Here is a 24,569-nt window from a genome sequence, read left to right on the forward strand (position 1 = left end):
ACACAGCAGTTAAGCTCCCCAGCGCTGATGATACTTGGCGGGCAGCCGCCTGGGAAAGCAGGTCGTTGCCGGTTTCTGTAAAAAAGACAATCCAGTAGGGTTGTCTTTTTTTAGCTGCCGCAGGCAGCGTCAGAAACGGGACAGCGCAGCGAACAGGGTGAGCGGAGGAACGACCGCAGGGAGTGCTGCCGGTTTTCTTAAAAGACAGATTGCATATGCAGTCTGTTTTTTTAGTACGGAACGGGACATAAGTTATTGTACTTACAGTTGACAAACGCAGAAAAAACTTATATCATATATATAGATATTTTAATCTATGGTGAAACTAGAGCATTTATATTTTAAAAAAATAACAAACAAATTACATTCAACTTGCTCGGTTTTGTTATGGATTGAGATATGTTTTTGATAACGCGCGTATATCAGACGAGAGAAGACTCTGTTTCAGAGTCTTCTTTTTGTGCTGAAATTGATAAATATCTGTAATTTGCATTGACACCTATATTGAGTAGTGATATATTGATGTTAGATATATCGATTAATGATATAAACGCAATCGTTACAATAATGACAGTTAGGAGGGAGCTATGAAGTACAAACTGGAGTTCTGGAGATACGGCTTATTTGATTATGAAGAAGCTGAAAAGCACCTCAACCGTATGAGCGAAGAAGGTTGGGATATAGAAGGCGTGGCGACAGAGTGGTTTCCTCTTGCTGTCTACCAAAAAAGACTGGGAGGTAGAAAAAAATGCTATTCGATTGTTCCCATAAAAGAAAATGATACCGATTTTGTTCGCATCTGTGAAGATGCTGGCTGGCGCAAGGTGAGAGCAATCAGAAGCGGCTTGTGTATCTTTGAGGCTAAAGATAAGAATGCGAAGCAGCCTTTTACAGATGAGATGACCAAATATCAGAATGTTTTAGAAGTTGCAGAATCGACAAATCCGCTCAGTGGCTTAGCCATATTAGCGATTGTCTTGCTCATAAATTTTTTTCAGGATTTTAAGAGTGGATGGGGGAGCACTGAATACTATGTTTTAGCGGGAATTTGTATGATGGCTATGCTGAGCATTGTTCTGGCGTTTAAAGAATATCGCTTTCATAAAAAGGCCGCAGAATATGCAGAAGAAGGGATTATTCTGCAGAAATCACCCCTCTATAAATACTTTGGACTTGTTTCTTGCGGAGGCGCGGTTATCATTGGAGTCGGCTTGATCGTCTACTTGCTGTATTGTTACATAAACATCTATCCTAGTGTTCTGGGAATCATACTTACAGCCGCAACACCATTTATATTCCTCCTTGGCGGTTTTATACGAGCTGCGAAACATTTTGATGTAACAGGGATTTTGCTAATGTATATCAGCATTATCTCGCCAGGATTTGTTTTGCTTTTGGTAGAAGGGATATAGTGAAATGAAATACAGATTTAAGCTTTGGAAGTACAACAGCTATAGTGCTGATGAAGCAGAGGTCATGCTGAACCGGATGGCGGAGGCTGGCTGGAAAGTGAGAAATATAAGCAGCATCGTCAGTTTTGTACCATGCACAGGTATTCGTCCACAGTATACTATTGAAGTTCTGCCGCCAGGTTTTAGTGGGGCGGATGATTTAGAGGTCAAGCCGATGAAAGAATTCTATGAGCAGATTGGCTGGAAATTTTTGAAACGCATCAGTGAAGACGGAATGTATCTTTTTGTCAATGAAAGCGGGAGTTCTATTCCTCATGCCTATTACAGCAAAGAGGAGAGAGAATCACTACAGAAAAATAGAATTAAATGGAGTTTTATTATCGGCGGCATGATAGGGTTTATCATCATGTATTTTTTGTTGTTCCACGATGTGAAACTAGATCGCCTCGGGTGGGGCGGCGATATTGCATTTATTTTGGTAGTAGGACTTTTTGCTGGCTTGTACATCGTACCCGCCATCTCTGCATTTTCTTATAAAAAGCTGGGACGTGAAAACCTTTTGACAAAGATAGACGCTTGGTGGAATATTGTATGGAACGGAATTTTTGCCTTGCTCATCTTTTTGGAAATCCCGCTGAATATCTACTTAATATACAGCGGAAAGTTTTTAAACAATTTAGAGGAAGAGATTTTGAGTCAATTTTCCATGATTTCTTCACTTCTAGCACCTGCATTGTTTATTTTGGGCACATACTTGGAGGTAATAGCAGAGAAAAGAGTCATACAAATTGGTGGGATCTTCATGTATTCAATCGCTTATTTTGGAGGGCTGCTGGGGTTGGCCTATGCGGAAGTTCAGCTAGGACTAGTTTGACGAAGATAAATAAATAGTACCATAAATTAATTTGAAAAGGAGGTAAGATTATGGCACGTGAACAATTAAAATCACTGACAGAACCGATGTATTATATATTACTTTCATTGCTCAATGAAAATCACGGTTACGGAATCATGCAAATGGTAGATGAGCTGACTGACGGCAGGGTCGCCATCGGAGCAGGCACGCTCTATTCCCTGCTTGGCCGCTTTGAAAGAGAGGATATCATTACCCAGGTTGCTGAGGAAAATCGACGAAAGATTTATAAGATAACGGAGAAAGGCGGCGGGATTCTGCAAGAAGAATATACCAGACTCAATCATTTGGTAGAGGACGGAAAAAAATTCTTTGAATTTGATGGGGAACGAAAGGATCCGCCTGATGATAGTGGCGGTAAGAAAGAAGAGACCATTCCTGAGGCTGTGGCTAAGGAGAAAGTCAAAACTCAGGTGATGCAGGAAGATCCAAAGCCGAAACGAAGTTTTGGCAGTTTAGGGAAAAAAGGCATGCTGCCAGTATAGGGAGATGATCGGAGGAGGAACCAATGGATTTGGAACAGTATTTAAAAGACTTAGAAGAGATTGTGAACATCGACAGCGGCAGCGAGGACTTAGAAGGATGCCGGAAAATGGCAGAATATTTTGCTGGCAAATTTGAGAGCGCCGGCTTTGCTGTAAGAATTAGTAGAGAGCAGGGAAAGCATCCACATGTGGAGGCTAGGAATTTTATCAGAAAAAGCGAGACGATAGATGTTTTGTTTATGGGGCACTTAGATACCGTCTTCCCCAAAGGGACTGTGCGGGAGAGACCATTTTCTTTAGACGATGGAAAAGCACGAGGTCCGGGAGCGGCAGATATGAAGAGTGGTGCGCTGTTGGCGTTTTATCTGGCATTGGAGATTAAAAAGCGTGCACTTCCAATGAACCTCTGCATTGCTTTTAATAGCGATGAGGAAATTGGTTCTGCAGACTCAGTAGCCTGGATGAAGGAGTTGGGGGGAAAAGCGAAATATTGCTTTAACTTTGAACCTGGAAGGGAGACTGGGGCCTTTGTCAAGGAAAGGAAAGGAGTCTATGACTATCGTGTCATTTTCCAGGGAATACCCGCCCATGCAGGGGTCGCGCCAGAGAAAGGAGCCAGCGCAGTAATCGAGATGGCCAGATGGATCTGGGCGTTGACAAATCTCAATGCACCAGAGCAAGGGACTACCCTCAATCCAGGTATCGTCAAGGGAGGCAGTGCGTCCAACGTAGTGGCGGAACATGCGGAAATGCTCATCGACCTCAGATATACGAAAGAGAGCGAGCTGCAGCGAATTGAAAGGGCATTTGATGAGATGGTAGAGTATCCGAGAGTGACAGGCGTCAAGACTTCTTGGGAGAGGAAAGAGGGATTTCCACCGATGACCCCAAACGAAAGTACCGAGGAAATGATAAAGATGATGAAAGATGCTGCCTTAAAACTTGGACAGGATCTGCCGGAGTTTGTCAGTACAGGAGGAGGCTCAGATGCCAATAACCTGGGAGGGCTGCCCGTGTCTGTGATGGACGGGTGTGGTCCTGTAGGCGGCAATTACCATAGTGACGAAGAGTACATGGTTCTTTCGTCGATAGAGCAGCGCTTTTCCTTGATTCTGGAGACGATTACAGGGATTGTAAATCGTTGAGGTATGCAGCCATATAGTTATAAAAATCGTTCTTTATAGGAGAGGACGATTTTTCTTTTTTTTGAGCAACGTAAATCTGACGCGTACAATTGGGGTGCGTAATGTGGAGCAGTTTCACTTTGCTGCTGCGCTGCTGCCCCCAGGAATAAGCAGGCCAGAAAGCGACGCCCATACCGGCGCCGATCAGGTCTCTTACTGTGGAAGGGCTGTCGCTTTCAAAGACGATTTTGGGCTCAAAGCCGCAGCTCATACACCAACTTGTAGTCAAGATGGAAAATGGCTTGGTTCTGTCATGACAGATGAAAGAGGCGTCATGAACCTCTTCCAGATGAATGGAATTCTTCTTTGCAAAGGGAGAATCAATCGGTACGGCCAGATAGATTTCTTCCTTGAGCACGGTGTGATTTGTCTTTGCATTTTGATCAGGTATGACCGTGGAGACACGAATATCCCAGTCTTTGTTGTCGATTTTTTGGGAAAGTTGGAAGTTTACTTCGGGGCATCGTTCCTTGTATAATATAACTATGTCAGTGATCATTTCAGAGGCTGAAAGGATGCTCAACTTGATTGTTCTTGCAGCCATCTCAGCGGCATGGGTTAATTCTCCTGGTATTTCATCTAGAGTTTTCATTACGGGCTCTAATTTTTCGGCCAGGAGGATTCCTTCGTCACTGAGCCTGATATTCCGTCCCGCTCTGATAAAGAGTCTGACCCCTAATTCTTTCTCCAGTCTTTTGATGGACTGGCTCAAGGCAGGCTGTGCGATATGAAGAAAGTCAGCAGCCTTCGTCATATGCTGATATTGTGCAGTTACGAGAAAGTATCTCAATTGCAGAAGTTCCATTTCTAAACACCCCATTCATAATTTCTACGTTATCAAAATCATAAAATATATATATTATACATTAGCATAAAATGATGATATTATAAAGTAAAAAATAAAATTAATTACAGAGTATACAGGAGGCAAGTGTAATGTCACAGATTTTTGAAACGTTAATGCTGATTTGTTTTGGTTGTTCTTGGCCGATTTCTGTCGTGAAGTCCTATCGTGCGAGAACTGCAAAGGGAAAAAGTGTGGTCTTTACTTACGCGATTATCATCGGATATATCTGCGGTATTATGAGTAAGATTACAGGAGGAAATATCAACTACGTATTAGCATTATATGTCATCAACCTGATCATGGTATCTGTCGATATGGTTCTTTACTTCAGAAATAGAAAGTTGGATCGAAAAGAGGAACTTGCGAATGATGGAAAAACAGCTAAAGAAATACTTGCTGCTTAACAGCATTGCTCAAAAGGGAGAGACCGTGTTCCTGGGATCTACCTTTCTTGCAGGAATGAATTTTGGCGAATTTGCGCAAAGATTTAACTGTATCTACAAGATTTATAACCGCAGTTTTGAACATTTGACTGTAGAGAAGGCTTTAGAGGCTTACCGTGCTTGTGTCAAAGACCTTGCACCGCGCAATCTGTTCCTAAGTTTAGGGGAAGAAGATAACAATGAATTTTACGACGCATATTTAGCACTGGTAGAAGAGATAAAAGCAGAGCAAGCGAAATGTAAAATATATCTTTTATCGCTGTTAGGCGATTCGATGGAGGTTAAAGAAGCCAATAAGCGAATCAAAGAGATTGCAGTAAAGACGGGCACCGAATATATTGATGTGATGTTTGAACTGGTAGATCAAAAGGGCGTTTTGATGAATGCGATTTTTGACGAAGATGGCGACGCAACCATCGATGCACAAATCGCTTTATGGCGCAGAATCGTCTACCCTATGCGCAGCGGCTACGAAGCTTATGGGGATGGAATTGGGTTGGTAAGTTCAATTAATATGATAACATAGAAGATTATGGATGACAGAGTATGCAGACACATGCTCTGTTTTTTAATTCATAGGAAATATCAAAGCACCGTTCCATGCGGGTGACATGTGAAAATAGGAATCTATGATTTCGTCATGCACACGTTTGCTATGATATTTAGATCAACTTTTCTAAAATGTCCTGAAAAGCACAAAACATCGCAGCGGCAACTGGCTTGCATTTAGTATTTAGTCGTGGTACAATATCTTTGTTATTTACAACAGAAAACATATTTCATGTTCCAATTTCCATATTGGCTAAGAGGGAAGCAGGTGCAAGTCCTGCGCGGTTGCCGCCGCTGTATGGGAGGAGCGTTATCTATTATACCACTGGGATTCTGCTGATGCCGGGAAGGAAGATAACGTTACGATGCCTAAGCCAGAAGACCTGCTTGAAATAATTGATGCCGCCGACGGTTATCGGCGAATCGATTTAATAAAGTTTTACAGGAATACGGACTGTAGCATTTTTGTGCTACAGTTTTTTTGTTGGCGTATTTATAATTTAAAGAGGAAAAGAATGAAAGACGAGAAATTAGATGAAAAAGACCTTCAGCGGTTAAAGGAATTATTGATTCATAATGTGGCGAGCAATGCGGACAAGAACTTTCAAAAAGATAACCACAACTCTACTATCTGGAAGAACTATGCCGCATCTAATGCGAGGGGCCACAGCGTCTACGAGAGTTTTACTGACGAGGAGCTGTTAGACTACATACGCGCTGAAACAAAGCGGCTTAATCATGCGCCAGCCCAAAAGGAACTATTTTGGGTTATGAGGGATTATATCAAAAGGCGGTTCAAGCGGTGGCCTTATGCGATGAAGGCAGCTGGGCTGACGGCATCTACAGGAAAGGGCGGCAAAACGCTGGAGCAGATTGAAGAGGATAACAAACATTTAGAATTGTTACTGGCGCAGGTCAGGGAAAAGGCTTTGGAGCTGGGTAAGATACCGCATCCAAAGGATATACCTGACGTTTGTGCAGAGATTAAAAAGTATTATAACGATTGGGGAAGAGTCATAGAAGCCGCGGATATAGACCCGCACACCTTAAATGCAGAGGTCGTCTACAAAATAGAAGGTTTGGAACCGCAATACGTGCAAATGCTTGATAATGTAAAGTCATTTGCATATGAGTTAGGGCGCAGTCCCATTCATGGAGAAATTGACACGGAGGTAAAGCGTGCTTTGATTAGAAGGTGCGGCTCATGGAGAAATGCATTATATCAGGTGGGGTTGGAGCCGGTAATCAGGATCAGACCCTTCCATGGCATATATATCGACTATAGAAAAGAAAATAACCGCGACGGTCATACCAACAGTCTCTACAATTGCTATTACAGAGTGCTGAACCTTTCTGAAGAGGACAAGCGGAATCTGGAACAAGTGAGGGCCATTTACCAGCAGACCAGGGTCATTCCGACAAAAAAAGACGTGTCAAAGGAACTGCGTCTGCGGCTGCAGGAGACTTGCGGTTCTTGGGCAAATGTTCTCTATCAAATCGGTATCGATCCAAAAGAATACCATAGAACGGTCAAAGGCGGGAAGACAAATGAAAAATAAAGGTTTGGGAGAAAGCTCTACATTCTGTTCGTACCACCCTTTGGTGAATACGCTGTATTTTGCCCTGACTATCGGGATTACCATGTATTCTATATCACCTTATTTTTTAGCGGTGGCCTTTCTCTTTTCCTGGATTTACTCCATTTTACTGAAAGGCAGAAGCGGAATGAAACTCAACGCTGTCATGAGCATCTTTATGTTGATTATCATGGTGGTTCTCAATATGTTCTTTAATAACAACGGAGAGACTGTGCTTCTCTACATCAATACGAATCGAATTACACTTGAATCCATCTGCTTTGGCATTGCCGGCGGGGTGATGTTAATTTCGATTATCGTCTGGTTTACCTGTTTTAATGTGATTATGACTGCAGATAAACTGATTTATCTCTTTGGCAAGGCAGCGCCAGTACTCGGTTTAACGCTTTCTATGATATTCAGGTTTGTTCCGCTTCTGAAGAGCAGATTTGCAGAAATTTCCTTAGGGCAGAAATGCATGGGCAGAGGCGGAAAGGGCGGCCTTATCATGAAGGCAAGACAATTGGTGAAGAAAGTTTCTATTTTAATCGCCTGGTCTCTGGAGGCTTCCATTGAAAGCGCTGACTCCATGGAAGCCAGAGGGTATGGCTTAAAAGGAAGGAGCAGTTTTCATCTGTTTAAATTTTCTAAGAGAGACATTGCTGCTCTGGTTTTGATGCTGGCGGCGGGACTTCCTGTTGTGGCTGCAGCATTTAAAGGAATGACAAACATGTATTTTTATCCAAAGATCGTCAGACCGGAATTGGACCTTTGGACTGCTCTGGTTTTAATGTGCTACACTGTACTTGCAGCCACGCCAATTGTAATAGATATAGCAGGAGAGATTAGATGGAGACAATTAGACTTGAAAATGTAACCTTCGCCTATCCATTGGCTGACAGAAATGCCTTGAAGGATGTGAGCTTTTCAATAGATTCCAGCCAATTTATTGTTTTATGCGGAAAATCTGGCTGCGGAAAAAGTACTTTGCTGAAACAGCTGAAAAAGAATTTAATTCCTTACGGACAATTAGAAGGGAACGTTTTGTACTGCGGCGAATCGGTAGCTGATTTGGAGGATCGACGCAGTGTCAGTGAAATCGGTTTTGTACAGCAAAATCCGGACAACCAAATTGTGACAGATAAAGTGTGGCATGAACTGGCTTTTGGCTTAGAAAGTCTGGGGCTTTCCAATGCGGCAATCAAAAGAAGAGTAGCAGAAATGGCCAGTTATTTTGATATTCAGGGCTGGTTTCGAAAAAATGTGAACGAATTATCCGGCGGACAGAAACAACTTCTAAATTTAGCATCCATTATGGCGATGCAGCCGAAGCTTCTGATTTTAGACGAGCCGACTTCGCAGCTGGATCCCATTGCCGCTTCTGAGTTTCTGAGAACCGTCTACAAGATTAACAGGGATTTAGGGACGACAGTTATCATTTCCGAACACCGATTAGAAGAGATATTCCCCATGGCTGACAAGGTGATGGTCATGGACCAAGGTCAAGTCATCGCTTTTGAAAGTCCTTCTGAAATTGGCGAATTTCTTGCGGGAACAGGAAATCAAAACAGACATCCGATGTTTTACGGACTGCCGTCAGTGATGCGTATATTCTCCGATGTCTGCCCCACTGTAAAGAGCCCTTTGACAATCAGAGAAGGCCGTCTTAGGTTGGAAAAGATGCTGACAGGGAAACCCGCAGCACAGGCTGCAGCAGATAGTGTATATGAATTGCCTAATAACGATACAATTGAAAACCCAGTCATCGCCTTAAAGGATGTATGGTTTCAATACAGCAAGGAGAGTGGTGAGGTGCTGCGAGGGCTGAATTTAAATGTGGAGCGGAACCAGTGGTACTGTTTGTTAGGGGGGAACGGTGTCGGCAAGAGCACCACGTTAAAAGTCATTTCAGGAATTCTAAAGCCCCAAAGAGGGTCGACCAAAGTGGACCGCACAAAACTTTCTATGCTGCCACAGAATCCGCAGGCTTTATTTACGGAAATTACAGTAGAAGAGGAACTGCTGGAAGCCCTCTATTATATAAAGGAACCTGATTCAGCAAAGATAGATCAAGTGAAAAGCATGTTGGCTCTGATGGAAATTGAGCATTTAAGGAAGGCAAATCCATATGACTTAAGCGGAGGAGAACAACAACGGCTGGCACTGGGGAAAATTTTGCTGCTGAAGCCGAAAATTTTGCTGCTGGACGAACCGACCAAGGGGTTAGATCCTTTTTTCAAGCGCACTTTGGCGGGAGTTTTACAAAAGTTGGTGGAGAATGACGTTACTATTTTTATGGTTTCCCACGATATCGAATTTTGTGCAGAGTATGCCGATCAATGTGCAATGTTTTTTGACGGCGACATTGTTTCTGTAGGAAGGCCAAAAGCGTTTTTTTCTGGCAACAGTTTTTATACGACAACTGCCAATAAACTTGTAAGAGAATGGCAAAGAGATGCTATTACCTGTGAGGAGGTGTCAGCATGGCTAAAAGCTATCATTTAACCCAGTACGAAGCTGCCCGCCGCAAAAGGACCCTGCTGTCTGCGCTGCTGATTTTTTTGGCAATGCCAGTTACTATTTTTATCGGCTTTCAGTTTGATCAGAATAAATATATGATAATCAGTGTACTGATCTTAATCTATACCATGCTTCCTTTCTTTATGGTTTTTGAAAATCGCAAACCGAAAGCGCGGGAAATCGTACTGATTGCCATGATGTCGGCACTTACGGTGTGTGTGCACATTTTCTTTCATATTACGCTCCCTATTCAGATTGGGACCGCCATGATTATTATTTCTGGCATCTCTTTAGGGCCAGAGGCGGGGTTTTTGATAGGGGCGATTTCCCGTTTTGTATGTAATTTTTACATGGGGCAAGGGCCGTGGACTCCTTGGCAGATGTTCTGCTGGGGCATTCTGGGGTTTCTGGCCGGCATGGCCTTTAACAAGGTGGATTTGGATCAATTAAAGTCGAGAAACTTTAAATTGATCATGGGACCGGTCATCTGTATCTTGTTCGGTCTGATTATCGCCTACGTCAGCTATCAGCTTTGGCCGGGAAGAGACGAATCTCTGATTGGATGGAGGCTTTATGCGTTTGGTCTACTTGGCTTACTGGCTGGCATGCTGTTACAGCGAAAGCGGCTGCCGGTAGATGGAATAACTCTGGCCTTGTTTACCTTTTTTACCACTTTTATCATCTATGGCGGCATCATGAATATCTGCGCCTTGGTGACATCGGCGGGGGTACCGGGAGGAAACAACCTCAGTTTAGAAAGCATGCGGGTCTTATATATTTCAGGCGCGCCCTATGACGCTTTCCACGCGGGTTCGGCGGCTTTCTGTATTTTCCTCTTTGGAAACAGTATTATCAGGAAGCTGGAAAGAATTAAAATTAAGTATGGAATATATAAGTAAGTGGTGTTGACAGAAATTTTGTGCACTGCTATACTGAAGATAATAAAGTTAAATATTTACGTTCTATGTTCTTCCCGTAAAGGGAAGCTAAGAGGGAAGCAGGTATAAGTCCTGCGCGGTCCCGCCACTGTAATTGGAGAGTTTTGATCAAAGGCTTACGCCGTCCACTGGACAAACAGCAAATCTGTTGACTGGGAAGGCTGATTAAAATGATGACCCATAAGCCAGGAGACCTGCATAGAATGGCATTTCTGCTGGCGGAGTACCAGTGAAAGAAAAACGATGAACAGTTAATACGGGCTGCAGCATTTTTGCTGCAGTTTTTTATTATGTAGGAAATATCGATGAAGTCGATATTGACGGAATATCAAAGAACGTACCTCGCGAAGAGTCGCCCCTTGCGGGCGACATGAGAAATAAGAATCTTGAAGCCCTAGCCCGATTTACTTTAAGTAAATCATTGGCAGGTCTCATGCGAAAAGTCCCCAAATCTCGATTTGACGGGCTTGACCGCTTGATTCCGTCATTTCCACGTTTTTTATTTTCAGATTTGATCATTTATGTTATGGAGGGAAACACATGGAAAACAAAATATCACAGTATGCTAACGGATTTTCTTTTCTTTTAAGTAAAGATAGCGGTGAGGCAGTCCTTACCTTCACGCAGAATCAACCTTGTTATGATGCAAGCACAGGTAAGTTCGACAATCAAGCAGGGAGGGAAATTGCAACCCTTGTATTGCCGTATAAGCTGATACGTGGCCTTTGCGACAGTCTTGAAAGCGCTTTAGAAAAAGAAGAAGGGAAATAAGTTGAAACAAAAGATGTAACCATTTTGGTGACATATATAAGCCGGACTTCGAAGATTCTGAGCACATTTATCGACGTCAGGCTGTGAACAATACGCACGAAGCAAGGTGATAAAGGTCAGTTTCGCTTTGCAGCGCCAACAAAAAGGAGGAAAGAACGATTGAATTGGAAATTAAGAAGTAAGTTGAAACAAATGGCCATCATACTCTTGGTAATGGTAACGGTTGTTACCTATATGCCGGGAATGGGTATGATTGCATATGGTGAAGACGGCGATGCTGTTGAAATAAGCAGTGAGCAGGATCTTAAGGATTTTGTGGCACGCGTGAATTCTGGCGATGTCGCAGTGAATGCGGCTCTGAAAGCCAATATTGAAGTATCTTCAGATTGGGTGCCTATTGGTAACGATGTGACATATAATGGTACCTTTGATGGGGAACAGCATAAGATTACATTTGCCGCCACAAGCACAGGACTAGTAGGAAATCTTGGCGGCACTATTAAAAATGTAATTACGGAAGGAGTAATCAGTGGAACTACCACTGTAGGAGCGATTGCAGGAACAACATCAGGATCCATTGAAAACTGTCTTAATACTGCAGCTGTTACCGTGAATGGTGATTACGCTGGTGGCATTGCAGCTAATATGACAGGCGGAACTATTACCTCCTGTGGCAATACTGGAGACATTAAGAATGAAAACTCTTCAGGTCGGCGGACGGGAGGAATTGCTGGGAGTGCTACCGCAGGCGCTATAACAAATTGTTATAATCGAGGGGCTGTAACATCCACAAGGAAAAGCTCGGCGTATTGTGCAGGAATTGCAGGAAATGCTGGCACATTGACGATTGAAAATTGCTACAGTTCAGGCACTGTAGGCGGTAGCGCTACAAGCAATTTTGGCGCGATTGCCGGTTGGGCAACAAAAAACACGATGATAAATAATTGTTATTACCTCGACACTAGCTGTACAAATGGGATTTCTGGATATGAGCTTCCTGAAGAAATAACAGGGCAGGTTATAAGTAAATCGACAGAGGAAATGAAAGCTTCTGATTTTGTAAGTTCGTTGGGCAGCGGATTCATGACAAAGGCAGGAGGCTACCCTGTTCTCTCGTGGGAAATTCCCACTGCAACAGTAACCTTTGACATCACACCAGAAGACGCTGTATTGACTGTCACATCAGGCGACAATGTTGTACATACATCAAACAAAGGTGGACAGCGAACAGTTGCCCTACCGCAGGGCGAATATAGTTATGCCATGACAAAAGATGGCTATACTGAAATGACGAGTAGTTTGACCGTAACAGCTGACCAGGCCGACAATGGGGAGACATTAAGCCCTATATCTGTAGCCCTTAACAAGGACAACTCTTTATGGGGAAATTTAACCTTTGAGGTTACGGGGTCTGCATCCTATAAAATAGTCGTAAAGGATGGGGACAAGGTGATAACCTCCAACGAAGCAAATGTGTATGAATTGCTGAAAAATAAGGAGTATACTTACACCATTTCGGCCGAAGACTGTGAGGAGATAGCTGGTCCGGTTACGCTTACAGATGGGGACGCAACAGAAAAAGTAACATTAAATCCAGTAGAATCAATCAGCGTAGAGGAAGGAACCGCTAAAACAGAATATTATGTTGGCGATAGACTGGACAAGAAATTGTCATTGAAGGTCAATTACGCAGATAAAAGTTCCAAAGTAATTGAATCGGGATTTGAGATAGCGGGGTTTGACTCTTCCACGGCGATAGAATCACAATCCTTGACGGTTACTTATAAAGGTAAAACAACGACTTATCTTGTAGCAATCAAAGATAAGCCATTTCCAAGCACGGCATTTAATGGACTGGCAGGAAAAGCAAAGGTCGAATACAGTTCTAAAGGTTGGAAAGGTGAAGCTGGACAAGAATTTATAGACGATGAGACTGAAGAGGCACTAAAATCTAACAGTTACAATCAAAACAACTCTGAAGTGAAAATAACAATTACCCTTAATGAAGACATTAAGTCATCAATCCTTAAATTTGACTATAAAGTTAGTTCAGAAGCCTCGTATGATGGGCTGGAAATCAATGACGGATCAAAGATAAGTGGGGAGAAAGGTTGGACGGCCTATAAACAAAAGGTTAAAGGCGGCGACACAATTACTATAGCTTACATAAAAGATTCCAGCACCCAAAACGGTTCGGACTGTGCATGGCTGAAAAACTTCCAGCTGGAAGAATTGCACACCGCATCTTTTGCAGTAACGCCAAAGGATGCAGATTTTGAGCTGACGGAAGATGGAGAAACAACGGTGAGTGAACCAGACTCCAAGTCAGAGGGATGCCATGTTTATTCTCTGGAAAGCGGAACTTACAGTTACACCGCATCAAAATTCGGATATAAGGCAGAGACCAAGTCCGTAACTGTGGAAAATGGCGATATTAACGAAACGGTAAATTTAGAAAGACAAGCATCCCAAAATATTAAATTTGAGATTACCGTTCCAGAAGGAGTGACAGGCGTTCCCCAAATTGAAGTCAAACAAGAGAGTGTCACGATTCAGCCAGAAACAGATGGAACGACTTTTAACCTGCCAGACGGCAATTATTCGTATACCATCACTTTGTATGGCTGCGAAACTGTGACGGGAGATATTAGGGTTGATGGCGGCGGACAAACAATAAAAAAGACCTTGACGAGAGTTACCGTCTTTGAAGATTTCTTTTCCCAATTTAAAGACTTGATTGAAGCGGTAAATGGTATCGACTATGGATTTAAGCCGGACAAAGACGATTCTGAAAATGTCCTTGCCTCTACGAACCAAAGCAAAAGCAATTCAAATGCAACCATGACGATGGCCTTTAAGGAAAATGGCAAGCTGACCTTTAAATACAAGGTAGATTGTGAGAAGAACTATGACAAACTGCTGATAAAAAAGAACAACGATACCCTGGTCACGGATAGCGGCACGGGAAAAGAATGGACGTCTCTGACGATTACAGGAAAAGCAGGCGATAAAGTAACCGTAACCTATACGAAAGATAGCAGCGGAAATACGGGGGAAGATACCGCCCGGATAAAAGATATTTCTGCTGCACCGCTTTACAAGCTGACTTTTGATGGGATGCCGGAAGATGCGGTAATTACGGTGAAACAGGAGGATGAAGTGATAGAACCTGCAGACGGTGATTACTTGCTGGAAAACGGCGAATATACCTATTCTGCAGTAGCTTTTGGTTATGTACCAGTTTCAAATAAAGCATTTACTGTAGATGGAGAGGATCTCAAAATCAATGGTGCCATGGAGAAAGCCGAGTCCTACGTCGTGAACTTTGACATCAATAAACCAGCTGATATCACGGCGAATGCGGAAATAGAAATAAAAAGCGGCGACCAAATTGTAGACTTTACCAGCGGAGCCAGCCTTCCACAGGGCACCTATACATACACTGTGACCTGTGAAGGATGTGAACCTGAAAGGGGATTATTTACAGTAAGCAGTAAGACAGAGACGATTACTGTCGATATGATCAAGAAACTGACCCTTGCAGACTTCTTTGCAGATGTTGCGGACCGTGTATCAGCAAAGGACGACAATACATACCCGTTTATTGCAACAAAAGATCATGACACAAGCTATTTACAGTCTGGCAATAGTAAAACGAATACCACGAGTGTTATGACACTGACTTTTGACAAGCCAACGGAACTGACGTTTGACTATATGATTTCTGAGCTTGGCAGCACTTTGACTGACAGTGATTATGGATTGACCATAAAGAAAAACAATCAGCAAGTGGATTGCTTTGAGGAAGTCAGCCAGGATTGGAAAAGCTATAAGATTTCTGCGGATGAAGGGGATATCATAACACTCAACTACAAGTGTTATGTTAACAGCTCTGATATGAATCCAGGAGACGAGAATTGGATTCGGTTAAAGGGGTTTAAAGCGAGGGCATTAACTGCGGTAACTTTTGAAGGAGCGCCAGAGAATGCGGTAATCACCGTCATAAAAGATGGTGATATCATAAAACCTATCGGCGATAAATATCTTCTGGAAAAGGGTAATTACACTTATTCTGCCGAGGCCTTTGGTTACAAGGATATCACAGATAGACCGCTGCATGTCGGCGATGAGCAAAGCAAGGTAGAAACCGTATCCATGGAGGCAGTGGAACAGGCTGCGGCAAAATTTGAAGTATTGCCTTCTGAGATCAGCTCGTATACCATAGAAGTTACAAATGCCTCAGGGGATACGATGGAAGCCTTTAAACAGGAGGATGGAACATATAAACTACCTAAAGATGAGACCTATAGCTATACGGTTTCATCAGAGAGCTATGTAACAAAGACTGAAAGCTTTACCTTGGATAAGCATATGACTATTTCGGTCACTTTGGAATTTGCTGGGGTGGCATGGGATGGTAATACTAAATCAGAGCCGGAGAAAAAAAGCGATGTATATCAAATATCCAGTGCGGAGGAACTGGCATGGTTTGCGGACCAGGTCAGTAACCAAGAACACGGTGATTATGATGGGTTATTGACAAAAAATATTAACTTGAACAATAAGGATTGGACGGGAATTGGCAAGAACAGTTATCCAACACCAGCAGCTTACATGGGAACCTTTGACGGCAATGGGAAAACAGTATCCGGCTTGAAGAGCAATGTGGGTTTATTCGGATATGCAGGCGAAAGCAGCAGCGTCAAAAATTTGTCTGTCAGCGGTGAAGTGAACGGAACCATTGCAGGCGGAATTGTTTCAATTTTAGACAAGGGAACAGTAGAGAATTGTTCTTTTGCAGGTTCGGTAACGGGCACTGGAACTAGTGGCACAGGAGGCATCGCTGGAAGAATGCAAGGCGCTGAAAGTACAGTCCGCAGTTGTGTGAATACAGCTACAATAGAGAACACCTGCAGTTATTTTAACAGCGAGCTGAAAACAGGTGGGATTACCGGATATTCCTATGGCACAATTGAAAACTGTTACAATACGGGTGCCGTGACAGCAAAACCTGATCACACAACAAATAGTTGTGTGGGCGGTATCGCAGGGATGTTATATTCTAGTGGTGTCATCAAGAATGTGTATCATGCAGGTTTGATAACAGGCCCTGCAGATGGTATCGGAGCGATTGCCGGAAAAATGGAAGGAACCGTTGCGAATACGTACTATCTCCAAGGTAGTGCGGCAAATGCCTTTGCCAGCGGTACGGCCACTGCAACAGAGAAAACAGTGTCGCAGATGCAATCTCCGCAGTTTGTTTTGGAACTCAATGGCACTGGTGAGGCATTCCTTCAAGATGACGGCATTAACGGCGGTCTTCCGGTGTTAAATTGGCAGGGCGGAAAAACACCGGAATTAAATGAAGATTTGAAGGCCGTAATTGCAGCAAAGGCACAGCTTGCACTAAAAGATGCAGATGGCAAGGTCATGAAGCCAGATGCAGAAGGAAAATATCACTTTAGAGCAGCCCAAACTTTAACCTTGGACAGCAATGTAAACGGGTGCACCGTAAATTGGGATAGTTCCGGTACAATTGTATTACCTGACAACGGCAAACAAGAAATCACGATACATGCAACAATTCGAAAAGGCAATGAAAGCACTGTTGCAGATTTTAATCTCGTGCTTTGGTCACGAGGGGAGCAGGACTTAGAGAACCTAAACGGAATCAAAGATAAACTGGAACAGTCAAGCGTATTTATTCAACCATTACAGAGCTACAATCAGACCAAGATTTATCAGGCGATGGAACAATACCTGAGCCGCGCCGGCTATGAAGTGGATACGAAAGACTATTCCTATGACAATGGCGAGGATAAAATCAGCGTTGACTTTGTCAATGCGGGAACCAAGTCCATGCCAAATAACGCCGAAGTAAATCTGCAGCCAGACGGAACAATTCAGTATTTTACAGGAGCAGAAGGTCAAAACGGTACAAAATATGCGCAGTACAATGATGTCGCCTTCAAGCTGAAGCTAGGCACCCAGTCCGTAGACGTTAAGGTTCGCGTACATATCGGCTGGGATGAAAAGGTTGTCGAGCAGAAGCTGGACGATGCGGTCAATACGATTACCTGGGATACTATTAAAGGCGGCAATGAAAATACAGCAGAGACCAAGAAAGAAAATCCTGCTGACTGGTGGGATACGGTTACAGTGGACGGACAGGTTTCAGAGGATTTGACACTGCCAACTACAATCGCAGGACAGCCGGTAACTGTAAAATGGGCATCCATGGATGCAGATGCTGTTCTGGTATCGCAGAATGCAGATGGAAGCTATTCGGCGAAGCTGAACAGGCCGAGGAAAGGGAGCGAGCCGGAAACCTTTACTTTGACAGCTTTGACCACCTTTAATCTCTTTGACGAGTATACGGAGAATGAATTCAAAAATAAGGGGGAGGACACCTTGTGGATGACAGGCACTAGAAACTTTGTCATCACTATCGCGCCGTTGACGGAAGATCCTAGTGAACAGATGCAGACAGCTTTAGAAGAAAAGTATGAAGGTCTTCTGCGAGATTTTGTCGATAAGAAAAAACCAATTGATGTCAACTCTGTAACAAACGATATCCAGATGCCGACATCACAGGCCTTGACCGATGCAGGTGTTATGGACCGCTGGGACTATCAAGTCAAGATGGAGAGTGGGAACACGGACGTGCTGGAATTTAACGGCTACCATGCAGAAGTCTATCGTCCGCTGCCGGGACAGAAAGAAGTGAAAGTGCCGTATACGATTACAATTCATAAGTATAAAAATGAAAAAGACGTATATGCAAAGAAGACTTTTTATCTGACCGTAAAACCTTTGACGGAAAAGGAACTGGAAGACGGTGCCACATTTATGAAGGCAGCATTGGAAGAAAGTGCTTATTGGCAAGGCATCAAAGGTGAGAACGTTTCTAAAGATGAAATCACGGAAGATTTGAATCCATTTGTAGAAATTCTGCAAAATGAAGACGGCTCTTTTGAATATGTCCGAGGGGCTATCAACCTGACTTTTGGCGGCATTGAAGTAGACGACCTCCCGGGCTATGACCCATTTCTCAATGAGACCTGGAGAGAATTCCGCACTAGCAAGCCGCGGGTAATTGAATATGAAACGCTGAAAGTAATACAGCCGGAGTACAACACGAAGGTAAAGATAGACAGTGTACTGACCCACAATGAGTTCGGCAAGTATTGGGAAAAGTACAAGGATACATCAAAAGCGTCTCAGTACCAGCAGTTCCAGCAATTCTACAAACAGCCGGTTTCTACAATGGTTTCTGTTAAAGGCAGCACTGGAACAGACAATCCCAATCCGCCATTAGAGATCAAAGCCTCCGTCTCCATAGATGGTAAAGGCGTGAAAGGCTTTAAAAATATGTCTTCCTATACCGTAGGTGGTCTTGATGCTGATACGACGACCGTCTGGGATGTTGTAAAGACTGCCATGTCTGAGAATCATTATACCTATACTGGAGTAGGAAGCTATGTGGCTTCTATTACGGATCCTTCTGGAGCGACACTCTCCGATACAGATTCTGTTAACAGCGGCTGGCTCTATAAGGTCAACGGCAAATTGCCTGATGTATATATGGGAAGCTGTTATCTGAAGGACGGCGATAAAATTGAGCTGTATTATACGGGAGACTATACCCAGGATCCGGATGCCGGAAATTGGGGAGATAAAGAGACGGAGATTTCACAGGATGTGACACCAACAGTGAAAGACGGCGAGGCTTCTGCTGCTGTCAATAGCACTGAGATGAACAAGCTGATTGAAGAGGCGGTGAAGAACGAAGCCAGTGTCATAAAATTAAGCGTGAATGGAGCAGACAAAGCAGATAAGATTTCTCTGGAACTGCCGAAAGCATCTCTTTCAGATATGGCAGAAAAGACAGATGCATCTTTAAATATTATTACACCGGCAGGAGAGATGAATCTGGACAGAAAGACTATGACGGAGATTGCAAAGGCAGCAACCGGATCGACCGTTATCATTGTCTTTGAAAAGAAGATGACGACGGATGAACAGAAAGTCCTTCTGGGTGAGTCGGCAGCCGTCACAGAAGTAACCCTTCTTTCGGACGGCAAAGAAATCAGAAGCTTTGGCGGAAATAAGCTGAAGCTGCTTCTGCCAGTACCTGATCAGCTGAAGGACAAGGCCGTTGCAGCGGTCGTCATCGGCAATGACGGTAAACTGGAAAAGCTGTCTGGAAAAGTAGTGACCAGGGACGGCAAGGCTTATTACCAGGCAGAGATCTCTCATCTCTCTACATTTGCTGTTGCAGAGGAAACGGCGATAGACGCAGCCGTCAAGGAGCAAGGTGAGGACACCGATGCAGAGAAGAACGCCAGACTGAAGGCCGGGGTCAGGAAGACTACTTTGAAGGCAAAATCCAAAGCCGGAAAGGGCTACATCAGAGTAACCTGGATCAAGTCCAAGGGCTACAAGGTGGACGGCTACGAAGTGTTCAGGGCCACTAAGAAAAACAGCGGATATGGCACGAAGGCCTTCTTCAAGACCAAAAAAACTGCTTACAAGAATACCAAAGGCCTGAAAAAAGGAAGCAGGTATTACTATAAGGTGAGGGGATACAGGACCATTGCAGGTGACAAGGTTTACACCAAATGGTCAAGTAAAGCAATCAGAACAGCAAAATAGCAGATAAGAATATGGAACCCGGGTGCGCCCCGGGTTCTTGTAATTTGAGGCACAACAGCAGTAAAGGAACTTCTGCGATAGGTTTGTGTTATAAGAGGAGCTTTGTAAAGAGTACCAGAAAATCTAAATATCGTTAGATTGACAGACAGTATTTTTTGAAATATAATAGAATAAATTGAATACTTCGTGTTCTATGTTCTTCCCGTAAAGGGAAGCTAAGAGGGAAGCAGGTATAAGTCCTGCGCGGTCCCGCCACTGTAAACGGAGAGTTCTTGTTAAGGCTGTGCCATCCACTGATATCATTATCGGGAAGGATAACAACGAACGTTGACCCGTAAGCCAGGAGACCTGCATAGAGCGAACCTTCTACTGGCGCGGAACCCGGTGGGAGCTTTTTTTAATGTCAGTAAATACGGGCTGTGGAACACCACAGCTTTTTTTAATCTTTGGGCTGCTTAAGGAGGAAGAGAATGAAAACAAACCAACTGATGAGACACATTACATCAGCAATACTCATCGGCATGATACTGTTTACTTGCATGAACCTTGTAGGTATCAATAGGGAGGACGTATATGGGGCTGCCGAAAAAACAGCAACAATTTACGTTACTATAAGCGTAAAAGGAGACATTGCAGTGGCTGACGGTAAGGTTATGGCAGAGGTTCCAGTGAAGGTAAAGACGGCTGACGGGATGACGACCATCGATGCTGTCATGGAAGCTTTTCATAAGGAGTACAAACCGGGCGGATATATCTGTGACCAGTTTGTTTCCAAACTTTGGGGGATCGAAACCAGCAACACTTTGTTTTTTATCAATAACCTATCCATCACAAGCGGTGTGAAATCTGAACCTGTAAAAAATGGCGACAGAATCATTGCCTCAGTCAATGCAGATGATAAGCATTACTCCGACTACTTCTCCTATTTTGGCAAGACAGCTATCACGGGGATCACAGGAGACTCCGTTACACTGTCACTGCAAGGGTTTATGGGGATGACACAGAATGCAGATCCGCAGGCCATCCCAAATGCAGAAGTGGGAATTGTGACAAAAGATGGATTTCAGGAATTGGACGGGATCGTGACCGATCAAGACGGTAAAGTGGTTATTCAACTAGATAAAGATACCTTTCAGGCAGGAAAAACCTATTATCTTTCTGCAAGAGGAACCGTATCGACAACTGTAACGGATTGGAATACAGAAGGCAACCCCGCCGTCAATGTGGATGCTCCGCTGATTGCACCGATTTGCAAAATATCTGTGGACAGCAAAGTGGCTGCCGGTGTGAAAGCAACGAGGATAACCGATTTAAAGACAAAGGTGTCTAAAGGAAAGGTAGTGCTGACCTGGAAGAAAACAGCAGGTTACAAGACAGAGGGATATCAGATTTATAGATCTGCCAAAAAAGACGGCGTATATAGAAGCATTGGTAAAACCGCTGCAAGAAAATATACAAACAAAAGCAGCTTAAAAAAGGGAACACGTTACTACTACAAAGTGAGAGGCTATAGAACGGTAGACAAAAAAACTGTTTATACGAAATGGTCTCAAACAGTTAGTGCGAAAGCAAGATAGAAAGAAGAGGTAGGAAAGAATGAAGAGAAAAATTTTATCGCTTCTCGTTGTCCTCTGTTTGGTCATGTCGTCTATGACATGCTTATCATGGGGCACAGAAGGCGCAGGAACGTCTTATAAGACGGCTATGAGTAAAACAGAGAGCTATATGATAAAAAAGCTGTCACAGCCCGGATATGGTGATGAATGGTATATCATCGGACTGGCCAGAGGCGGCGCGGCTGTTACAGATTCTACATATGAAACTTATTATAATAATTTAGTCAAAGAAGTAAAAAAGTGTAAAGGCGTACTGGACAAGAGAAAATATACAGAGTATTCCAGAGTGTGCTTAGCGGTAACCGCTATCGGCAAAGACCCGAAGAATGTGGGCGGCTACAATCTGCTGAAAAAGCTGGCAGACTTTGAGAATGTAAAATGGCAGGGCATCAACGGACCGATTTGGGCTTTGATTGCGTTAGACAGTGATATGTATGAGATTCCGACCGTTAAAAGTGTGGAAGTACAGACTACAAGAGATTTATTGATAAAAGAAATTCTGAATCAGGAAATTGAAGGCGGCGGATTTTCTCTCGATGGAAAAACGCCTGACAGTGATATAACCGGTATGGCCATCCAGGCTTTAGCGGGCTATATGAACAGAAGCGAAGTAAAAACTGCCGTAGACAGAGCGCTGATAGTACTCTCTGATATGCAGAAAGCTGACGGCGGCTTTGATTCATGGGGAACGAAAAATGCAGAAAGCAATTGTCAGGTGATCGTAGGGCTGACAGCCCTGGGGATTGATCCAACCAAAGATAATCGCTTTATCAGAAATGGAAAATCAGTGCTCGACGCTTTGCTGACTTATTACGACGAAAACAGTGGTGGATTTCGCCATGTAAATACTAGTACAGCAGGATATAAGCCAGTGGTCAATTCCATGGCTACGGAACAGGGATATTACACGTTAGTGGCCTATGACCGATTGCTCGGCGGAAAGAGTTCGTTATATGATATGACGGATGGGAAGACCATCTCCAAACCAAAGAAAGCAGCCATTACCTCGCTGAAATCGACGAAAACAAAGACCATGACGGTTAAATGGAAAAAGATTAGCGGGGTGAAGGGTTACCAGATCAGATACGCGGTGAGCAGTAAGTTCACCGGCAGTAAGAGCACAACTGCTTCCAAGTCGTCGACGGTAAAAACGATAAAATCTTTGAAAAAAGGTAAAACATATTACGTAAAAGTAAGGGCTTATAAAACAGACGTCAAGGGCAACAAGATTTATGGAAGCTACAGCACGGTGCAAAGGGTTAAAGTGAAATAAGTATGGATAAGGATTTTGAAAAGAAAGTGAAGCGCAAGCGGCTGCGCGTCATTGCCGTAATTCTGATTGTAGTCGCACTGGCTGTGTACCTGATTCTTGATATGAACGTTGAGAAGGCAGATTACTCGGATTCTTTAAAGGAGCAGATTAAAACCGCCCAGGAACTGCTCTCTGATCAACGGAACAACGCAGGGAATGAAAAGGGGCAGTACGCCCAGTACACACTGCTTGCTTTTGAAAGGCAGATTAAGTCGGCAAAACAGATTTCTAAATCTGAAGACAGCGAGTACAACGACAAAAAAGAGGCTTATGAGGCTTTGAAAGACCAGACAAAGGAATTTAAAAATGCGGAAAACGGAGATGTCGTAGAACAGTCTGTAGTTAAGAAACTAGCTGCATCAAAAGAAGCAAAAGAGTATACGATAGAGATCAAGGATAAGAAGGAGATGACCTATACCCTTGATGGCGCCAATGTAAAAAAGCCTGTAACAATTAATTTGACGGCAAAGGAAGAGGGGCCGTATTACGAGCAGATTAATCATATTCTTAGCAAATTGTCATTGCAGGGACAGATTATCTCGTTCTACCAGCAAGGCACCTTTGGGGGCACACTTAAGGTCTCTATTCCTATCTATAGCGAGAAGAAAACAACAGGATGGGCATATAAAGTTGACTTAGAGAAGGGCAAATTGGAGTTTGTATCCAAGGCGAAGATCGACCTTAAGGCACAGCAGGCGGCCTTTTCTGTCGAGGAGGGCGGAGATTACGTCGTTCTGACTAAAAAAATTCACAAAGACGCTGAGAAGACGGTGGATATTAAAAAAGCAGAAAAAGCCGTTGAGGATAAGAATGACAGCGGCACTTCGAAGGATTCCGATCAGAATAACAACACGGGAAACGGCGGCGGTTCTTCACCGGCAACGACCCCAGAAGAGGAAAAAATCTCTGTTTCCATAGAAATTAGATGTGACACGTTGGCCAATGATTTATCAAAGCTAGAGGACCCGGCGCTGGAGGCTTACGTTCCATCAGACGGAATCATTTTGCCGACTACGAAGGTTACTGTCAAAAAAGACAGCACCGCATATGATGTGCTGAATAGGGTATGCAGAAATAAAAACATTCAAGTAGAGTCGTCGTATACGCCGACTTACGGTTCTTATTACGTAGAGGGCATCAATTATCTCTACGAGTTTGACGGCGGCAAGTTAAGCGGCTGGATGTACAAGGTCAATGAAAGTTTTCCTAATTATGGAAGTTCTGAATACACGCTGAAGGACGGAGATAAGATTGTCTGGGTTTATACTTGCGATCTGGGCAAAGACGTGGGCGATAACAGCATGTCGTGATAAGAAAAATTGTGTTGATTTTATGTCAGTATGATGA

The 24,569-nt window shown here is 43.5% G+C and carries 16 protein-coding genes and 3 riboswitches; of the genes, 15 read left to right on the top strand and 1 reads right to left on the bottom strand.

Annotated elements, in window-relative coordinates:
* Positions 1–587: 587 nt before the first annotated feature.
* The 4 genes from ACMQ5W_RS14120 to ACMQ5W_RS14135 are packed head-to-tail and all read left to right on the top strand — an operon-like array spanning position 588 to position 3,955.
* Entirely contained in the window at positions 588–1,412 is an 825-nt protein-coding gene (locus ACMQ5W_RS14120) for a DUF2812 domain-containing protein (protein ID WP_419025725.1), read from the top strand.
* A 4-nt stretch (positions 1,413–1,416) separates the two neighbouring features.
* Positions 1,417–2,286: a DUF2812 domain-containing protein gene (locus ACMQ5W_RS14125; protein ID WP_419025726.1), complete on the top strand. Its 870-nt coding sequence runs from the start codon at positions 1,417–1,419 to the stop codon at positions 2,284–2,286.
* Positions 2,287–2,336: 50 nt separating this feature from the next.
* Entirely contained in the window at positions 2,337–2,810 is a 474-nt protein-coding gene (locus ACMQ5W_RS14130) for a PadR family transcriptional regulator (RefSeq protein WP_148494597.1), read from the top strand.
* A 23-nt stretch (positions 2,811–2,833) separates the two neighbouring features.
* Positions 2,834–3,955, top strand: coding sequence for a M20 family metallopeptidase (locus ACMQ5W_RS14135; RefSeq protein ID WP_419025727.1), 1,122 nt, complete (start codon positions 2,834–2,836; stop codon positions 3,953–3,955).
* Here the strand turns inward: ACMQ5W_RS14135 and ACMQ5W_RS14140 are convergent.
* On the bottom strand, positions 3,933–4,814 hold the full coding sequence (locus ACMQ5W_RS14140) for a LysR family transcriptional regulator (protein ID WP_419025728.1): 882 nt from the start codon (positions 4,812–4,814) through the stop codon (positions 3,933–3,935). The two genes, ACMQ5W_RS14135 and ACMQ5W_RS14140, sit on opposite strands and share 23 nt — an antisense overlap.
* 116 nt (positions 4,815–4,930) lie before the next feature.
* On the opposite strand from ACMQ5W_RS14140, the gene ACMQ5W_RS14145 reads away from it, so the two are divergent.
* The 11 genes from ACMQ5W_RS14145 (at position 4,931) to ACMQ5W_RS14195 (ending at position 24,532) form a co-directional block, all read left to right on the top strand.
* Positions 4,931–5,245, top strand: coding sequence for a hypothetical protein (locus ACMQ5W_RS14145; RefSeq protein WP_148494590.1), 315 nt, complete (start codon positions 4,931–4,933; stop codon positions 5,243–5,245).
* Positions 5,208–5,810, top strand: a complete 603-nt coding sequence (locus ACMQ5W_RS14150; protein ID WP_419025729.1) for a hypothetical protein — start codon at positions 5,208–5,210, stop codon at positions 5,808–5,810. Before ACMQ5W_RS14145 ends, ACMQ5W_RS14150 begins: the two co-directional genes overlap by 38 nt.
* Positions 5,811–6,048: 238 nt before the next feature.
* A riboswitch (cobalamin riboswitch) is annotated at positions 6,049–6,239 on the top strand.
* A gap of 109 nt (positions 6,240–6,348) precedes the next feature.
* Positions 6,349–7,392 carry a homing endonuclease associated repeat-containing protein gene (locus tag ACMQ5W_RS14155; protein WP_419025730.1) on the top strand — a complete coding sequence of 348 codons (1,044 nt, stop codon included), beginning with the start codon at positions 6,349–6,351 and terminating at the stop codon, positions 7,390–7,392.
* A complete protein-coding gene (locus ACMQ5W_RS14160) occupies positions 7,382–8,287 on the top strand; it encodes an energy-coupling factor transporter transmembrane component T (protein ID WP_419025731.1) in 906 nt (301 codons plus the stop codon). Before ACMQ5W_RS14155 ends, ACMQ5W_RS14160 begins: the two co-directional genes overlap by 11 nt.
* Positions 8,260–9,915: an ABC transporter ATP-binding protein gene (locus ACMQ5W_RS14165; RefSeq protein ID WP_419025732.1), complete on the top strand. Its 1,656-nt coding sequence runs from the start codon at positions 8,260–8,262 to the stop codon at positions 9,913–9,915. The genes ACMQ5W_RS14160 and ACMQ5W_RS14165 overlap by 28 nt, the downstream gene beginning before the upstream one ends.
* Positions 9,894–10,829, top strand: a complete 936-nt coding sequence (locus tag ACMQ5W_RS14170; protein WP_419025733.1) for an ECF transporter S component — start codon at positions 9,894–9,896, stop codon at positions 10,827–10,829. The genes ACMQ5W_RS14165 and ACMQ5W_RS14170 overlap by 22 nt, the downstream gene beginning before the upstream one ends.
* Positions 10,830–10,877: 48 nt before the next feature.
* Positions 10,878–11,085, top strand: a riboswitch (cobalamin riboswitch).
* A gap of 323 nt (positions 11,086–11,408) precedes the next feature.
* Positions 11,409–11,639 (top strand): hypothetical protein, encoded by a 231-nt coding sequence (locus ACMQ5W_RS14175; protein WP_227142605.1) that lies wholly within the window; start codon positions 11,409–11,411, stop codon positions 11,637–11,639.
* 159 nt (positions 11,640–11,798) lie between these two features.
* Positions 11,799–20,294 (top strand): DUF4430 domain-containing protein, encoded by an 8,496-nt coding sequence (locus ACMQ5W_RS14180; RefSeq protein WP_419025734.1) that lies wholly within the window; start codon positions 11,799–11,801, stop codon positions 20,292–20,294.
* Between the two features lie 176 nt (positions 20,295–20,470).
* A riboswitch (cobalamin riboswitch) is annotated at positions 20,471–20,665 on the top strand.
* A gap of 99 nt (positions 20,666–20,764) precedes the next feature.
* A complete protein-coding gene (locus tag ACMQ5W_RS14185) occupies positions 20,765–21,871 on the top strand; it encodes a hypothetical protein (protein ID WP_419025735.1) in 1,107 nt (368 codons plus the stop codon).
* A gap of 19 nt (positions 21,872–21,890) precedes the next feature.
* Entirely contained in the window at positions 21,891–23,183 is a 1,293-nt protein-coding gene (locus ACMQ5W_RS14190; protein ID WP_419025736.1) for a fibronectin type III domain-containing protein, read from the top strand.
* Between the two features lie 2 nt (positions 23,184–23,185).
* The gene (locus tag ACMQ5W_RS14195; RefSeq protein ID WP_419025737.1) at positions 23,186–24,532 is read left to right on the top strand and encodes a DUF4430 domain-containing protein; all 1,347 of its coding nucleotides are present in this window, start codon (positions 23,186–23,188) and stop codon (positions 24,530–24,532) included.
* Positions 24,533–24,569: the final 37 nt, after the last annotated feature.

It is taken from the genome of Emergencia sp., from assembly GCF_048465375.1.
Lineage (GTDB): Bacteria > Bacillota > Clostridia > Peptostreptococcales > Anaerovoracaceae > Senimuribacter.

What these genes read in the sequence shown, in the direction of transcription:
- ACMQ5W_RS14130 (WP_148494597.1), top strand. Translation starts at nt 2,337, where the DNA reads ATGGCACGTGAACAATTAAAATCACTGACAGAACCGATGTATTATATA.
- ACMQ5W_RS14175 (WP_227142605.1), top strand. Translation starts at nt 11,409, where the DNA reads ATGGAAAACAAAATATCACAGTATGCTAACGGATTTTCTTTTCTTTTA.
- ACMQ5W_RS14170 (WP_419025733.1), top strand. Translation starts at nt 9,894, where the DNA reads ATGGCTAAAAGCTATCATTTAACCCAGTACGAAGCTGCCCGCCGCAAA.
- ACMQ5W_RS14125 (WP_419025726.1), top strand. Translation starts at nt 1,417, where the DNA reads ATGAAATACAGATTTAAGCTTTGGAAGTACAACAGCTATAGTGCTGAT.
- ACMQ5W_RS14165 (WP_419025732.1), top strand. Translation starts at nt 8,260, where the DNA reads ATGGAGACAATTAGACTTGAAAATGTAACCTTCGCCTATCCATTGGCT.
- ACMQ5W_RS14155 (WP_419025730.1), top strand. Translation starts at nt 6,349, where the DNA reads ATGAAAGACGAGAAATTAGATGAAAAAGACCTTCAGCGGTTAAAGGAA.
- ACMQ5W_RS14190 (WP_419025736.1), top strand. Translation starts at nt 21,891, where the DNA reads ATGAAGAGAAAAATTTTATCGCTTCTCGTTGTCCTCTGTTTGGTCATG.
- ACMQ5W_RS14135 (WP_419025727.1), top strand. Translation starts at nt 2,834, where the DNA reads ATGGATTTGGAACAGTATTTAAAAGACTTAGAAGAGATTGTGAACATC.
- ACMQ5W_RS14160 (WP_419025731.1), top strand. Translation starts at nt 7,382, where the DNA reads ATGAAAAATAAAGGTTTGGGAGAAAGCTCTACATTCTGTTCGTACCAC.
- ACMQ5W_RS14140 (WP_419025728.1), bottom strand. Translation starts at nt 4,814, where the DNA reads ATGGGGTGTTTAGAAATGGAACTTCTGCAATTGAGATACTTTCTCGTA.
- ACMQ5W_RS14120 (WP_419025725.1), top strand. Translation starts at nt 588, where the DNA reads ATGAAGTACAAACTGGAGTTCTGGAGATACGGCTTATTTGATTATGAA.
- ACMQ5W_RS14150 (WP_419025729.1), top strand. Translation starts at nt 5,208, where the DNA reads ATGATGGAAAAACAGCTAAAGAAATACTTGCTGCTTAACAGCATTGCT.
- ACMQ5W_RS14195 (WP_419025737.1), top strand. Translation starts at nt 23,186, where the DNA reads ATGGATAAGGATTTTGAAAAGAAAGTGAAGCGCAAGCGGCTGCGCGTC.
- ACMQ5W_RS14145 (WP_148494590.1), top strand. Translation starts at nt 4,931, where the DNA reads ATGTCACAGATTTTTGAAACGTTAATGCTGATTTGTTTTGGTTGTTCT.
- ACMQ5W_RS14185 (WP_419025735.1), top strand. Translation starts at nt 20,765, where the DNA reads ATGAAAACAAACCAACTGATGAGACACATTACATCAGCAATACTCATC.